The sequence below is a fragment of the Microcystis protocystis FBCC-A270 genome, assembly GCF_050500235.1.
Taxonomy (GTDB): Bacteria; Cyanobacteriota; Cyanobacteriia; order Cyanobacteriales; family Microcystaceae; genus Microcystis; species Microcystis ichthyoblabe_A.
Genome location: NZ_CP191407.1, coordinates 4429645 through 4442175, shown reverse-complemented (window position 1 = coordinate 4442175; position 12531 = coordinate 4429645). Strand labels below are relative to the sequence as shown.

Genomic DNA, 12531 nt, shown 5'->3' with positions numbered 1-12531 from the left:
GGTTTCTCCGAGAAACCCGTTTTCTGTGCGTTACTCAACGGATTTAGTATCACTCGCCCTGGCAACAAACCGAATGTGACAAAACGCTGCTCTCCATAACCGTAACGATCCTCCTCAACCGTTACAATATCCCCATCAAACACGGCTGGAGCATCGGTTCAATGGCAAATATTTCTGCTGACCATCGGGCTAAATCAGCTTGCAGTAGTGAGTCTTCAAATTTAACTATATGAGAGATTGGGGTGGTTTTTTCGGTTAAGGCTTTGGCAAATTCTTCAACGACTGTTTGGTCTTCGTTAACCTCTTCTGGTAGATCTAGGGTAAATCCTAAAATGATTGTTTGGGTTGTGTTGCCGTCTTGATTCGTTGATTGATTTGCGATCCTTTGAGTTTGAAAAATGATCATCTGCTCGACTGTATCAGGCTCAAATTCGTCATAGTTATCTTGTAGGGAGGTGGTTAATGTGTCTATTAGAATTTGTCTAATATCCGTGTCAGGATCTTGCTGATAAACCATCACAAACTCAAAAATCACAATCAGCTACCTCCTAGCAATTGATCTTCAAACCATTGTTTAGCAATTTGCCAGCCTGTTTCTGCTTCAGAGCGTAGGCGTTGGGCTTCGGATCGGCGGTGTTGTACAACAGCAATTACTTGTTCTTGAATTTTTTTTGGAGGTAAAGGAATAGGAATAGCTTGAATTGCACCGTAATCTAATGCCATACGAGTTCCACCAGTTACACTGCGATTAGATATAGTTAGCCCTAAATTAGTATTGAGGTAAGCTGCCAAGTATTCGGGAAGACAACTATCATTTAACATTTTTAAACGTACAATATGCTGGTTAATATTAGCAGGTAGTATATTTTCATTAACGACCGCAGCAGTGCCAACTCTTCCAGTAATGGTCATTAAAACATCGCCAGAATCTAGCTGAGAGCGTTTTAATTGTCCCTCATGTACGTCCGGCTTTATGTACTTAACATCAGTTAAATCTATTTCATTTGCCTTGATATTTAGGATTCGTAAAAACTTAATTCCTGAGTCGGTATAAAGCTCTTGATCACCTTTTTTGGGAGTAGCACCGCCTACAGGCTTGCAGCATAATTCACTGATAGTAGATAAGGGATAAGGGCAAGAATTAAGAACTCTGGTAATAGTTTGATGAAATGGCAGATGATAGCTAACGTCAATCCTTCTTGATTGATTAAGATCAGAAAGTCTAGTCGCAAAAATATTGCGTGGTGACAAGGTAGGAACATTTAACCCAAGTATATTAAGAATTTCGGTATCACTACCATCAAGAAGGGCATCAGATTCTGCTAATTTTTGTTTACGATGCGATCGCGCCTCATCCATAGCAGCAACTAATTCAATTTGTTTTTCTACTGGAGGACAAATAACAGGCAAGTTGTATAAAGTTCCTTGATCAATAGTCGCCATAGTTGTAACTACAGACTTTGCTCTTATGTACGAAACACCAAAATAAGATCTTGCAAAGTAATTAAGAAATGAGGGAAGAATTTCTTTGCTGTTAACTCTAGCCCGAATTAAATGGCATTCAAAAACCGCAGGCTCATTTAACCTTTCCAATAAGCAAGACCAGCCTACTCCCTCCGGCTTTAATGATGAACGACAGAAAAATACATCGCCTTCTTTAGCTTCAAATCGATTATTTTCTTCTGAGGTAGTCTTGATTCTTTCAAGAGTCTTTTGAAGAATAACCTCATCACGATATAAATCCCACACATTGACGAGCAAAGTACCTTCACCATAGAAGTCTTTTTTCTTAAAAATTCCATTTAGCAAATCTTCTGACACAAGCTGAGATAGATCACGAATTGGAAATTTTGCCTTACTCGTTAATAAAGGACGTTCAAAGGTTTCAAATTTAGCGCTTAAAACACCAAAACTTTTACCCGTTTTGCCCTGTTCAATTGCGAAAGCTATAGAGCTATTAACACGAACAGGGCTTAGACGAAAAAAGAGGAAGGATCTCGTTGAAACTCTCGCCACTGAGCGATTAAACCCGTATCAGGAATAATCTCTCGATAACGCTCACTCCATCCCGCTTCCTTCGGATTAGACTGATTCCACTCAAAACAAACCCGATAATCAAACAAATCGCAACTATGACGTTCAATCTTGTCCCGTTCTGGTGTTTCACGCTCAACTGTTACATTAAAAGTCTTCCGTCCCGTTGCATCATAGCCAATATTTTCCGCCAACGCCATAAAAATCGGCTGATCATCAGACACAACCTCACCATCACCCAACTTTCTCAAAAAAACAATACTTGCTTTTACCCCCGCATCATAATAAGCAAAGGCAAATTGAGGCAAACTCACCACCGCCAAAATTTGGAAATGGGAAAGCATCCAATCCCTTACCCCTTGCAAAGAAGAATTAGTTAAAATCCCATCCGGCAGAATGATCGCCGCTCGTCCTTCCTTTGGTTTTAGATAGGAATAAACTCGCTCAATAAAGAGAATTTCTGTTTTAATGCTAGTTCTTTCCTTTACTGCCTTAGCCCCCCGTTTTGCATTGCGTTCACCTTGAGTAGATTCATCTGGTTCTGTATCCGTTGTCCCCTTACTCAAATAGTGGCGTAAATCAAACTGATCGAGATAACCCTTATCCTTTTCTGTTGACTTTACCACCGATCCAAAAGGCGGATTAGTTAAAATCACATCAAACTTATTAGGAACAAGTTCGGGTTTAAGAGCGGTTAAACGCTCCAAAAAATCAAGAGCATCATGACCAACAATATTCGTATGACCATCATCATGAATGATCATATTCATCTTGGCGACACGGGCTAACTCCTCATTAATTTCAATCCCGAAAAGATTGTTTTGAGCGAAACTATGCCAATAGCTAAAATGATCAACACTTTGACGGGGATCACTTTTATAGTTTTCATAACGCCGATTGGCTGCACGACGAACGTGATCAAGTGCATAAAGCAAGAAACCACCCGAACCACAGGCAGGATCAAGAACTAGATGCTTTCGCTCTGGATTCAATAACTCAATGGAAAAAGCAATCAATTCACGAGGTGTAAAATATTGACCAAAATCTCCTTTAAAGAATCCTCCCATAAATTCTTCAAAAGCAACTCCCTTTGTGTCCAGTTCCGTCCGATCGAGTGATAAAGCTTCTAAATGTTCCACTACTTGCGCAATAACAGGCGGATCAATATTAACTTTGTCAGTAAAAACCCCCGGTTCTTTTTCCTGCTCATTTGTATAGAGTCTCAAAATTCGTTTCGATAAATCTTCACTACTTTCACCATCACGACGCTGAAACGCATAGGGTTGTCCATCTTCAATATCAGGATTTTTCTCATCACGATATTTGACAAAGATCAACTTACAAAATTCACCAAATGCGGCGATAGGACTACGACGGCCACCTTCCCAAAGCGTCTGATGACATTTGCGAATCGCTGAACGTAATTCTTCCCGGGGAACAGCCTTTAAATCTTGTCCCTCCTTATTCTTATAAAATCGCCATTCAGGAGGTTTACCAAACCGCTTCGGAATATCCGTTAAATGGTTGCGATCGCGCTCCATCGGTGGATATTTTTGTTTATCATCAAAGCGCAGTAAACGACGGGTTAAACCTGCGATCGAGCCACAAAAAGGCGCAGCTAAACTGGCACGATTTCCACAAGCTTGTTCAATAGATTGAGAAAATTCGGCATCAGTAATATCCGATCGCTTAATCTCAAAAACAAAATAAGGATCTTTATGCTCCTCATCTTTGTAAATAACTATATCCGCTAAATCATTAGGAGTCCGTCGAGGTACTTTCACCTCAAACTTGATCAATTTAGGATCATAGTCATATTTGTAAATTAACTCAGCCCAAAACTCAGCCCTAACTTTTTCTTCAGGATCAGACCAACGCTCAGAATGATCAGCAGCAAGATAGTGAATGCGTTCTTTTTTGCCTTCGCCTTTAATTTCCGCCTGTCCATCAGCGATCGCTTGTTCTAGGTAGGTTTTGGGGGTTTCAGTCGGCATTACTTTCTATGAGATTAAACTATGTGCATTCTAGTTTAGGGGCGAACTGATGCAATCCCACTTTTTCTTAGCTTAGTTTTTGTATTGGGTTGAGATATCTATGGTTTGAAGCATAACGGTCGCGCTCACCCGCCGCTAATAACTTTCAGTGCGTGAAGACGATCGCACTCTCGGTCGGGTGCAGTGATTTGTTATACTGTCGCTTGATCGGGAGCTTAATAACTTTACGTCCACTGGCAATTTGCTTTTCTCTAAGATCGTCAAATATTGCTTTGAGATCATAATTAAAAGATTTTGCGTATTCTTCTCTATATTTATGAATTTCTTCGACAATTTCATCTTTATACATAGTTATTCTCCCCGAAGCTTAAATCCTATGAACTCGTAAGGGGTACAAACAAATGGTAGCCTGTATCCAAACTCAATACTAATTTGGGATAGCTTTCTTTGGATTTGAGCGTTTGCCATCTGCTTACAATTCCATGTTAGTAGATAGTCTAAGCCATAAACGGTTGCTAGTGCCATGTGTAAGGCATCATTAGAGGCTTTGGGGGGTAGGTTGCTTTGTTGCAGGAATTCTTGTGCTAGAGCGATCGCTTCTTCGGTTAGATCGAGAAAAATCAAGGACTGTAACAAGTTCTGTCTTTGAGTAGCAATTGTTGAATCTTCTCTCGATGCTTCATCTTCAACAATTTCCGAAACATACAGAACTAATAAACTACTATACTCATCCCACCAGTCTTGTGTAATCTTAATGTTGGCGGCAAGAATCAGGTTTTCTGTTGGTCTTGCGGTTAGATGACCCAAAATACTGGTTTCAATATAGACGGTTTCGCTCACGGCAATAAGAGAAAATCTATCCCACGTCTATCCCACTGCATTTAATCTTGGTTTTGAGGGAGTTGGGTTTCCTACCTACAAGATCAGCGATCTGCTACGCAGTGCCTTCGGCATCGTATTTAAACCCACAGCTTCAATTAATGTGCTATGCCACTTCCAGAGAGCTAACGGCTTAGCTGAGCGGCGATAGACAACCTCTGAATCACCGCTAAGATCTCTCAATTGTCCGCTGCTCCAGCGTGTTGTTATGTCGTGTTGCTTGTCAGTTACCCACAACTCTAAATTAACTTGCCCTTGCAGAATTGCCGTGACTAGATTAAACTTAGTTTATAGACTTAGTTCTTTTAGACTATGGAAACAGTAAACATTCATCAGGCTAAAACAAACCTTTCTCGGCTATTGTCTCGTGTGGAACTCGGAGAAGTAATCGTTATTTCAAACCGAGGTATCCCAATTGCTAAGCTTGTTCCATTTCGGACATCTTTAGATCGACGGTCTAGTTTAGGACAAGATCGAGGGATGTTGACCATACCAGATGATTTTAATGCTCCTTTACCAGAAGATATTTTGGGAGCATTTGAGGGTGGTGCGGAGTGAGACTTTTACTGGATACACAATGCTGGCTGTGGTGGTTTGTCCAACCAGACAAGTTAAGTGAGAATGTAATTGAACAAATTGCAAACGAAAGCAATGAAGTGTGGTTTTCTGTTGCCAGTGTTTGGGAGATGGGAATTAAAGTTTCAATCGGTAAATTACCACTGCCAGAGCAAATAGATGATTATGTCTCCACTCGAATGACCCGACTGGGAGCTAGGTCGTTAGAGATCAATGCTTCTCATGCTTTGCGGGCGGCTGCATTGCCTTTACATCATCGTGATCCTTTTGACCGAATGCTGATTGCACAAGCTCAGGTAGAAGATATGACACTTGTGAGTGCGGATTCAACATTTAATCAGTATGAAGTGTCTTTGCTTTGGGCAGCTAGTTCTTAGTCATAAACACAGAATTTCACCTGCCTTCTAGATGCTCGTGAATCAAACCCTGTAACGCTTAAATGATTTTTAACTTTCCCCTTGGGGCAAGCTTTTGACTCTCCTAAATTTCAGTTTAGCAGATCCCCTATCCAGATCAGGAGTAAGGCTTTATGAGAAAAAGCACTAATCTCGAAAACCCTATAAACCAGTATAGTACCCTAAATCAACTCCTCCAACCCCATCTAGGGGTGTTACCCAATGCCTTCGGTATCGCATTTAAACCCACAGCTGCAATCAATGTGCATGGTGCGTTCCCCCAAAAATCGATCGCTGGAGCAGTAGGAGTCAGATTAGGGAACGCACCCTACAAGATTAGCGTACTGCTACGCAGTGCCTTCGGCATCGCACTTTGTAAAATGGGTTGAAATATTGCAATAGAATCATTCTCCCGCAATGGTCAAAACTTTTCTGTAGAGTGTTTCGCTAATTCGGAATTCTGCCTTTAAGATTAGCTGATCAACAATCGGTTTAATATTCATAATCAATTCCTTTTGCTTGGCTTCGAGTAAAAGTCCCAATATTCCAGTAATATTTAGCCCAAGAGATTGTGCAACTTTGCGTCCTTTTCTTTCATCCAAAATTAATATATCTGCGCCTAATTCTAGCGCTAAAATAATCCCTTCTGATTCTCCTCGGTCTAATTTATTGAGTAGTTGATTAACTTGGTTTTGCTGGGTGACAGGCCGTGTTTCTATCCAAGATAAGGTCATGATTTCAATCGTGCCGGGTACGGCGTAACCTAAACTCGCCATTTCCTCATAAACGGCTTGAGGAATGATAATTGTTCCATAGAGTTGATGCAAAAGGGTTAACTGGTTAACGGCGGCTAGGTTGGTAATGGGTGAGGTGTCACTCACGACGATCATAGTCTGCCCAGTTTTTGTAAGGTTTGGATATCTTCTTCTAATTCTTCAAGGTCATAATGGACACAAATCTCTCTTAGATTAAGTTCGTGTTGAAATTGGAGGAGGTTCATGCCTGCAAGATGACGGGCTTTGCCAATGCTGATTTTGTCTTGTTTAAAGAGCATGATGGCGATTTCTAGTTTTAGCTCGTCTTCGGAGAGTCCTGATGCGGTCAGTATGTCATTAGGAATAACTACGCTCATAATTTTTAGGGGTTGGCGATTGTCAAATCAGCGATGGTTTTATGATAGCTCGCTTGTGTCTAGTGCCTTGAGGAAGGTTGATGATTTCTCCAATCTCCATTAAAAAGAAGCAAATATCAAATAATCCTCTTTTAAATAGCAAAAAAAGAGACCATTGCGGCTCTCCTGTTGTAATCCCTTCAACTAACGCTTAGTTTTTGTCTGCTTGGGTGTGGCGGCGCTTGAAGCCAGCCCCCAGACCGACGACAGCCCCCAGACCGACGAGGGCAGAGGGTTCCGGGGTTTGAGCGGGAGGAGCGGCATCGCATTTAAACCCACAGCTGCAATCAATGTGCATGGTGCGTTCCCCAAAAATCGATCAGTGGAGCAGTGGGAGCCACATTAGGGAACGCACCCTACAGCGATGGCGTACTGCTACGCAGTGCCTTCGGCATCGCACTGGCTACGAAGTAAAAACAGTTCGGCAAATGACAAGTTCAGCGGATTGGTTGGCAACAGTTTATTTCTGGATCGGACAAATCTCAAAAGCTAATTCGTTTCGATAAAAGCACACATTAAATTCTGCAAAAAAGTTCATGTGACCTAAAATTACTGGTACATCTGTTGATTGAGTCCACGCAAAGGCAAGTAAAACAGGAGCAAAATGTGCAACTGTCCCAGTCACAACCAGCCCTCGTGACTCACTATGGACAAGGTTTCCACTTAAGGGAATTTGAACAGTTTGATTTTCCCAGACCGCCCCTAACTGTAATCCGATTTCGTAGGGTAAGACATTAACACTAGCACCCGTATCCAATAAAGCCATAACCTCTATTGACTGTTGTCCATCAGTTAAGGTTAGCGGCAAGTATGGCAATGCTAGACCGACCAGAACTGTCAGTCCGTTCTGTAAAAGAAAAGCGATGACCGTCAAGCATTTGATACTCCCTTTGCCGACACCAAAAGCTCAGACAAAGCGTGAACAGCTTGATGATCTGCTTGAGGCGACCAGACAACCGCGTTAGTAACCGCTAGTTGCTTGATCAGCATATTTTCATTATGCCCATTACTTGCAGTGTCTAGGCTACATCCTTCCTCTTTGGCTACTGCAAGCAAAAGATAGTGAATAAGCCTGAGCTTGTCTTGATGCGTTAGTTGACTGACAGTTGGCAGGAGTTCGATAAGGGACATATTAAACATCTGGTGTTGCTATCTAATTTGGATCATAGCATCTTCCTAAATCTACCTCTCCCATCAAGGAATACAGCTGCAATCAATGTGCATGGTGCGTTCCCCCAAAATCGATCAGTGGAGCAGTAGGAGTCACATGAGGGAACGTACCCTACAAGATCGGCGATCTCACCGTTAAGTCTCTCATTCTAATTTTGTCTTCTTCAATAACTGTAAAGTGTCCATACCAGTCATCCCGCAATGAGATAACCTTGGCAACTTTCTCAGCGACTACAGATGCAGAAGGTACTCTTATTCTAAACAAAATAATACCAACACTGGCCGGCAACCTTGAACGAAAGGCGAGTTCTCCAAAATCTTGATCAAATGTCAAGAGAATAGGATTTTCTGCTTGGGCGCGACTTAAAACTTCCCGGTCTGAGATTCCGGGGGATTCCACCCTAATCCACAGGACATCATGGCCATTTTGTCCTAGGGCTTCAACCGCATCAAGGGGGAAATTTTCGTTCGCTAGAAAACGCATCAGTTAAGCAGGAATAGCATAGACTTTCTCAGATTTGAGCATTACACTAGCATAGCTAAGACAAGCTTGAATATCTTCTACTGTAATACCTGGGTAGTTTCGCAGAATTTCATCAATACTCCAACCTTGGGCGAGAAGATCGATGATAAATTCAACCGCAATCCTTGTTCCTTTAATGATAGGTTTTCCCACCAAAATATCGGGATTTAGTGTAATTCGAGTTTCCCAGTCCATAGCTACATCATTGAAAGTGTTTTCAAAAAGGTAAAGGCTGCGTGGGACGCACCCTATATCTCGTTTTATTATAACAGGATTTGGTATCACAACTTCAATAAATGTGCATGGTGCGTTCCCCAAAAATTGATCGGTGGAGCAGTAGGAGTCACATTAGGGAACGCACCCTACGGCTGTAGCATTGAGGGATTTGCAATAAGTCCTCCAAGACCAATGGCTACTATTAAGAACAATAGAGCAAATGCGATTGACATATAGGTTAAAGTTTCGGCATGAGGTCGCCAATCAATTCCAAGTTCTGCCTGATGATGCTTCACCCAATTTGACAAATCCCAAGTCTTCCATGTGCCGAAACGAAATATAATGAACGTCCCGATGCTGAGTAGAAATGGTAGTTGAAGAGCAAGCCGGATTAAGTTTTCGCTAAGTTTAGCGCTGATTACATAGGTCAAAATCGCCCCAATAATTCCAAAGGAAAAAGAGGCGGATTTGCATAAATTTTCAAAATAAAATTTATGCAAATCTATCAGTTTTTCAAACTGAAGCCATTGATACTCTTTATCCTCGCTCAAGAACCAATTCTCCTCTTTTAACTTCAGATACCGATGAACTAGCCCTGTTTACACCCTCCACCAAGGACTTGCGGCATAAAGGTCTAGTTAGGCTTTTCGCTAAGGGTAGGGTAATACATTTAAATTTTGAATAAATCGGTAGTCTCGTTGATTCTTGGTGATAAAAGGGTAATTCCATATTATTGCTGTACCTGCAATCAAGCCATCGGCAATCAGCAAACCGTGACTTAGCCGATACAAGCGAAGTAAGTCAACCGCTTTGTCTGAAATAGGTTGGTCAATTCTGATTACATCAAACTGTTGAAGAAATTTTTCCAGCGTCCGTAACTCTGACTTGTTAGTGCAGCCAACAATTAGTTCCATTTGTGTAACTACGCTAATTGCTAATCTGGAACTTGATTGTAGCCTTTGCAGACAATTGACTGCTTCAGGAATACCACGACCAACATCAATGATTATGTCGGTATCTACGATAGTTGAACTAGCCATTTGTCTTTGACCACTCGCTTTCTCGTAAATTTCGCACCCAAGTAGTACTATCTAAATCTTGACGATCGCGCCACATTCCAACAAAGGGATCATTAACTAAATCAACATTTGACGATGCAGACAGAGGTTCAGAATATATGTACTTTTGTTTCAAAAAAGCGATCAGGCTGACTACTTGGCTCTGTGCTTCAGCAGGCAAAGATAAAAATTCACCTAAAATCTCATGAGTCATGGTTGTATCCTCCCCCATACCACGCCCACAAGCGTGTTAGCCAGATTAGCTTACTGCAAACAGCCTCCTTTTAAGGAGACTTATCACAGAAGCTTCTCAGGATTGTAGCAAAGATTCTTAGATATGGCTGCACTTTGTCACAGAATTTCACTATTATTTCGGGTAAGGTATGGTAAATCCCTTGATAGATTCAATCGGGACTAACTTCTGTGAAAACGGCTATAGATCTCCTGCAAAAATCAAAAATCTGACCTTAAGTGAGGAGAATCCGAGACAGGAGGAGAAAAAAGACATAAAAAATTTAGTACAAGTGCTGTGTTCTCCCTGCTCTGGCGCTCCCTAGCTTACCAGAGGTCGATTATCCACTAAATGGTATCAAAAAAATCGGGTCTAAAACCTCGTCTTTACTCGTTTTATTATAACAGGATTTGGTATCACAGCTGCAATAAATGTGCATGGTACGTTCCCCCAAAATCGATCGGTGGAGCAGTAGGAGCCACATTAGGGAACGCACCCTACGGCTGCGTTGTTAGACCGCGCCTCACCGAATCTCTTCTAGCACTGGCTCATAAGGCTTCAATCTTGACCTTACCGCCCTCAATGTTATGGACCTGCAACCGATATCTGTAAAGCAGCGCCATTCCTAGTAGAGGCTCTGTTTCTGATTCTGCAATATCAATCTCTTGGTACTGCCCATCCCATATCACAGTCCCAGTGTACAGATCAAAATAAGTTTCACTGCCATCACCCAGCGTGACAAAATCAGAACCACTCCAAGGTAAATTTAATGTAGCGATGATTGTAGAGGGCAAAGATAAAAATCCATTGAACCCAGTATCAATCACCGCGTCAACCGCTTGCAGTTGCCGATTTGAGTTTCCGACTACAATCCTTAGCGTGGCTTCACGCCGCAAATTTACAACACCTTCCATCATGGATTTTTCTTCAAACTCCGTGCCCCGAAATGATAAACAGCGCGATGTCCGATACGAATGATCCAAGGTTGGGCATCGGGGTGACGTTCAAAGAGCCGATTAGTTGCAGGCACAACGTTTTCATCGACTTCAAACTCTCCAGTTTCAATGTCGATCGCTACAATCTTACCTTCATTACCGGCTTCGACTTGCTGCCGAATGCCAGATTCGTAGAGTTTTTGCCCTCGCTCGGCTAACTCATCTTTGGGATAACGCCGTTGACGAACTGCCATAGGGTTGACCTCAACTCAGTATTTTGCCTTAATGATACTCTGATTTATTCTAACGAGGTGCTCCCGCTCTACTACTGATGAGCCGCCTCATCGCAAGCCCCCCAGTGGTGCACTTCAAATTTGAATCGGCGCTTCAATCAAGGTGCATGGTGCGTTCCCCAAAAATCGATCGCTGGAGCAGTAGGAGTCGCCTTAGGGAACGCACCCTACAAAATCGGCGTGCTGCTACGCAGTGCCTTCGGCATCGCACTATAAATCATCAATCGTTACCAACCCACCTTCCGTAAACTGAATCACAAGTTCATGGCTATCTAATAAAGCAGTTCCAACCAGGGGTCGCCGCCCTGTGGCAAATACACGAGTTTCTCGCTCCTCACCATTCCAGATAATAATTGCTTTGTGAAGAGGCAGCATTACTTGGCTGTTGTCTGCTAAATTCGCACGCATATCGTACCTGAAAGGAAGATTCAGTAATGCTACTGCTTCGGGTGGTAAACAAAGCTCATCTGTAAATCCTGTATCTACTACAAACTCAATCGGAAAGTCAGCGCGATTTGGAATCCGAAATGGGATAGTGATGATCGGGTGTCCATTAGCCACAATACCTGAAATCACTTAACTACACGCTCCATAACACCCCCACCAAAAGCGGCAGCAACGTTGTAGCCAATTTTGATCCCAAAGAGCCGAGCATGGGGGTGTTTCTCGCTCAATAAGTCAGCAGCGTGTAAGCCATTTTCATCAACTTTGTAGTCACCTGTTTCAATGTCAATGATAACCATCTTGCCAATGTTTTCTTCAACTTCCACCTCTTGGCGGATTCTGCTTTCGTACAGTTTCTCTGCACGTTGAGCAACTTCTTCACGGCTTAAAAGGATTGCTTGCATATACTAACTCCTGATTACGATTTGACTTCTGGAGACCCCTCTATAATATCTCACAGGTCTGTAGGATGAGCTAATGCCCATCCTACTACGTCTCTACAAGATTGGTGTACTGCTACCCAGTGCCTTCGACATCGCACTTTAACCCACAGCTGCAATCAATGTGCATGGTGCGTTCCCCAAAAATCGATCGCTGGAGCAGTAGGAGCC

The 12531-nt window shown here is 42.3% G+C and carries 22 protein-coding genes and 1 pseudogene; 4 read left to right on the top strand and 19 right to left on the bottom strand.

Annotation, left to right across the window (positions count from 1 at the left end; genetic code table 11):
• Positions 1-121 precede the first annotated feature (121 nt).
• The 5 genes from ACQY1X_RS21730 to ACQY1X_RS21710 form a co-directional block, all read right to left on the bottom strand.
• Entirely contained in the window at positions 122-535 is a 414-nt protein-coding gene (locus ACQY1X_RS21730; RefSeq protein WP_430015140.1) for a hypothetical protein, read from the bottom strand.
• 2 nt (positions 536-537) lie between these two features.
• Positions 538-2016, bottom strand: a complete 1479-nt coding sequence (locus ACQY1X_RS21725) for a restriction endonuclease subunit S (RefSeq protein ID WP_430015139.1) — start codon at positions 2014-2016, stop codon at positions 538-540.
• Positions 1974-4028 carry a restriction endonuclease subunit M gene (locus ACQY1X_RS21720; RefSeq protein ID WP_430015138.1) on the bottom strand — a complete coding sequence of 685 codons (2055 nt, stop codon included), beginning with the start codon at positions 4026-4028 and terminating at the stop codon, positions 1974-1976. The genes ACQY1X_RS21725 and ACQY1X_RS21720 overlap by 43 nt, the downstream gene beginning before the upstream one ends.
• A gap of 145 nt (positions 4029-4173) precedes the next feature.
• Positions 4174-4377, bottom strand: coding sequence for a hypothetical protein (locus ACQY1X_RS21715; RefSeq protein WP_002747099.1), 204 nt, complete (start codon positions 4375-4377; stop codon positions 4174-4176).
• Positions 4378-4379: 2 nt separating this feature from the next.
• Complete coding sequence (locus tag ACQY1X_RS21710; RefSeq protein WP_016514828.1) at positions 4380-4868, bottom strand: type II toxin-antitoxin system VapC family toxin; 489 nt, start codon at positions 4866-4868, stop codon at positions 4380-4382.
• Positions 4869-5219: 351 nt separating this feature from the next.
• Here ACQY1X_RS21710 and ACQY1X_RS21705 point away from each other — a divergent pair, with 351 nt between their 5' ends.
• From ACQY1X_RS21705 to ACQY1X_RS21695, 3 genes are all read left to right on the top strand, one after another.
• The gene (locus ACQY1X_RS21705; protein WP_016514827.1) at positions 5220-5465 is read left to right on the top strand and encodes a type II toxin-antitoxin system Phd/YefM family antitoxin; all 246 of its coding nucleotides are present in this window, start codon (positions 5220-5222) and stop codon (positions 5463-5465) included.
• Positions 5462-5860, top strand: coding sequence for a type II toxin-antitoxin system VapC family toxin (locus ACQY1X_RS21700; protein ID WP_002779922.1), 399 nt, complete (start codon positions 5462-5464; stop codon positions 5858-5860). Before ACQY1X_RS21705 ends, ACQY1X_RS21700 begins: the two co-directional genes overlap by 4 nt.
• 152 nt (positions 5861-6012) lie before the next feature.
• Entirely contained in the window at positions 6013-6267 is a 255-nt protein-coding gene (locus ACQY1X_RS21695; protein WP_002739141.1) for a hypothetical protein, read from the top strand.
• 15 nt (positions 6268-6282) lie between these two features.
• On the opposite strand, the gene ACQY1X_RS21690 is transcribed toward ACQY1X_RS21695, so the two are convergent.
• The 12 genes and pseudogenes from ACQY1X_RS21690 to ACQY1X_RS21635 form a co-directional block, all read right to left on the bottom strand.
• Entirely contained in the window at positions 6283-6768 is a 486-nt protein-coding gene (locus ACQY1X_RS21690; RefSeq protein ID WP_002778777.1) for a DUF3368 domain-containing protein, read from the bottom strand.
• Positions 6765-7010, bottom strand: a complete 246-nt coding sequence (locus ACQY1X_RS21685; RefSeq protein WP_002770883.1) for a UPF0175 family protein — start codon at positions 7008-7010, stop codon at positions 6765-6767. The genes ACQY1X_RS21690 and ACQY1X_RS21685 overlap by 4 nt, the downstream gene beginning before the upstream one ends.
• A 190-nt stretch (positions 7011-7200) precedes the next feature.
• Positions 7201-7347, bottom strand: a complete 147-nt coding sequence (locus tag ACQY1X_RS21680) for a PEP-CTERM sorting domain-containing protein (protein ID WP_002738886.1) — start codon at positions 7345-7347, stop codon at positions 7201-7203.
• 162 nt (positions 7348-7509) lie between these two features.
• Positions 7510-7927: pseudogene (locus ACQY1X_RS21675) on the bottom strand (hypothetical protein).
• Complete coding sequence (locus ACQY1X_RS21670) at positions 7920-8189, bottom strand: hypothetical protein (protein WP_242028831.1); 270 nt, start codon at positions 8187-8189, stop codon at positions 7920-7922. Before ACQY1X_RS21670 ends, ACQY1X_RS21675 begins: the two are co-directional and overlap by 8 nt.
• A 142-nt stretch (positions 8190-8331) precedes the next feature.
• Complete coding sequence (locus ACQY1X_RS21665) at positions 8332-8703, bottom strand: DUF5615 family PIN-like protein (protein WP_430013541.1); 372 nt, start codon at positions 8701-8703, stop codon at positions 8332-8334.
• A 3-nt stretch (positions 8704-8706) separates the two neighbouring features.
• Positions 8707-8937 (bottom strand): DUF433 domain-containing protein, encoded by a 231-nt coding sequence (locus ACQY1X_RS21660; protein WP_002779924.1) that lies wholly within the window; start codon positions 8935-8937, stop codon positions 8707-8709.
• Positions 8938-9104: 167 nt separating this feature from the next.
• Positions 9105-9509, bottom strand: coding sequence for a hypothetical protein (locus ACQY1X_RS21655; RefSeq protein WP_430013540.1), 405 nt, complete (start codon positions 9507-9509; stop codon positions 9105-9107).
• A gap of 99 nt (positions 9510-9608) precedes the next feature.
• Complete coding sequence (locus ACQY1X_RS21650) at positions 9609-9998, bottom strand: type II toxin-antitoxin system VapC family toxin (RefSeq protein ID WP_002763446.1); 390 nt, start codon at positions 9996-9998, stop codon at positions 9609-9611.
• Positions 9991-10230 (bottom strand): hypothetical protein, encoded by a 240-nt coding sequence (locus ACQY1X_RS21645; RefSeq protein WP_002739406.1) that lies wholly within the window; start codon positions 10228-10230, stop codon positions 9991-9993. The genes ACQY1X_RS21650 and ACQY1X_RS21645 overlap by 8 nt, the downstream gene beginning before the upstream one ends.
• A gap of 566 nt (positions 10231-10796) precedes the next feature.
• A complete protein-coding gene (locus ACQY1X_RS21640; protein WP_430013539.1) occupies positions 10797-11165 on the bottom strand; it encodes a clan AA aspartic protease in 369 nt (122 codons plus the stop codon).
• Positions 11162-11437, bottom strand: coding sequence for a hypothetical protein (locus tag ACQY1X_RS21635; RefSeq protein ID WP_002752924.1), 276 nt, complete (start codon positions 11435-11437; stop codon positions 11162-11164). The genes ACQY1X_RS21640 and ACQY1X_RS21635 overlap by 4 nt, the downstream gene beginning before the upstream one ends.
• A 120-nt stretch (positions 11438-11557) precedes the next feature.
• On the opposite strand from ACQY1X_RS21635, the gene ACQY1X_RS21630 reads away from it, so the two are divergent.
• Positions 11558-11692 carry a hypothetical protein gene (locus ACQY1X_RS21630; RefSeq protein WP_430013538.1) on the top strand — a complete coding sequence of 45 codons (135 nt, stop codon included), beginning with the start codon at positions 11558-11560 and terminating at the stop codon, positions 11690-11692.
• Here the strand turns inward: ACQY1X_RS21630 and ACQY1X_RS21625 are convergent.
• Entirely contained in the window at positions 11687-12052 is a 366-nt protein-coding gene (locus ACQY1X_RS21625) for a clan AA aspartic protease (RefSeq protein WP_008205585.1), read from the bottom strand. The two genes, ACQY1X_RS21630 and ACQY1X_RS21625, sit on opposite strands and share 6 nt — an antisense overlap.
• The gene (locus tag ACQY1X_RS21620; protein WP_002739245.1) at positions 12049-12324 is read right to left on the bottom strand and encodes a hypothetical protein; all 276 of its coding nucleotides are present in this window, start codon (positions 12322-12324) and stop codon (positions 12049-12051) included. Before ACQY1X_RS21620 ends, ACQY1X_RS21625 begins: the two co-directional genes overlap by 4 nt.
• Between the last annotated feature and the right edge of the window lie 207 nt (positions 12325-12531).

Excerpts from the sequence above, each read along its gene's own strand:
- ACQY1X_RS21720 (WP_430015138.1), bottom strand. The coding sequence starts at position 4,028 with ATGCCGACTGAAACCCCCAAAACCTACCTAGAACAAGCGATCGCTGAT.
- ACQY1X_RS21715 (WP_002747099.1), bottom strand. The coding sequence starts at position 4,377 with ATGTATAAAGATGAAATTGTCGAAGAAATTCATAAATATAGAGAAGAA.
- ACQY1X_RS21705 (WP_016514827.1), top strand. The coding sequence starts at position 5,220 with ATGGAAACAGTAAACATTCATCAGGCTAAAACAAACCTTTCTCGGCTA.
- ACQY1X_RS21695 (WP_002739141.1), top strand. The coding sequence starts at position 6,013 with ATGAGAAAAAGCACTAATCTCGAAAACCCTATAAACCAGTATAGTACC.
- ACQY1X_RS21690 (WP_002778777.1), bottom strand. The coding sequence starts at position 6,768 with ATGATCGTCGTGAGTGACACCTCACCCATTACCAACCTAGCCGCCGTT.
- ACQY1X_RS21685 (WP_002770883.1), bottom strand. The coding sequence starts at position 7,010 with ATGAGCGTAGTTATTCCTAATGACATACTGACCGCATCAGGACTCTCC.
- ACQY1X_RS21680 (WP_002738886.1), bottom strand. The coding sequence starts at position 7,347 with ATGCACATTGATTGCAGCTGTGGGTTTAAATGCGATGCCGCTCCTCCC.
- ACQY1X_RS21670 (WP_242028831.1), bottom strand. The coding sequence starts at position 8,189 with ATGTTTAATATGTCCCTTATCGAACTCCTGCCAACTGTCAGTCAACTA.
- ACQY1X_RS21665 (WP_430013541.1), bottom strand. The coding sequence starts at position 8,703 with ATGCGTTTTCTAGCGAACGAAAATTTCCCCCTTGATGCGGTTGAAGCC.
- ACQY1X_RS21660 (WP_002779924.1), bottom strand. The coding sequence starts at position 8,937 with ATGGACTGGGAAACTCGAATTACACTAAATCCCGATATTTTGGTGGGA.
- ACQY1X_RS21650 (WP_002763446.1), bottom strand. The coding sequence starts at position 9,998 with ATGGCTAGTTCAACTATCGTAGATACCGACATAATCATTGATGTTGGT.
- ACQY1X_RS21645 (WP_002739406.1), bottom strand. The coding sequence starts at position 10,230 with ATGACTCATGAGATTTTAGGTGAATTTTTATCTTTGCCTGCTGAAGCA.
- ACQY1X_RS21640 (WP_430013539.1), bottom strand. The coding sequence starts at position 11,165 with ATGATGGAAGGTGTTGTAAATTTGCGGCGTGAAGCCACGCTAAGGATT.
- ACQY1X_RS21635 (WP_002752924.1), bottom strand. The coding sequence starts at position 11,437 with ATGGCAGTTCGTCAACGGCGTTATCCCAAAGATGAGTTAGCCGAGCGA.
- ACQY1X_RS21620 (WP_002739245.1), bottom strand. The coding sequence starts at position 12,324 with ATGCAAGCAATCCTTTTAAGCCGTGAAGAAGTTGCTCAACGTGCAGAG.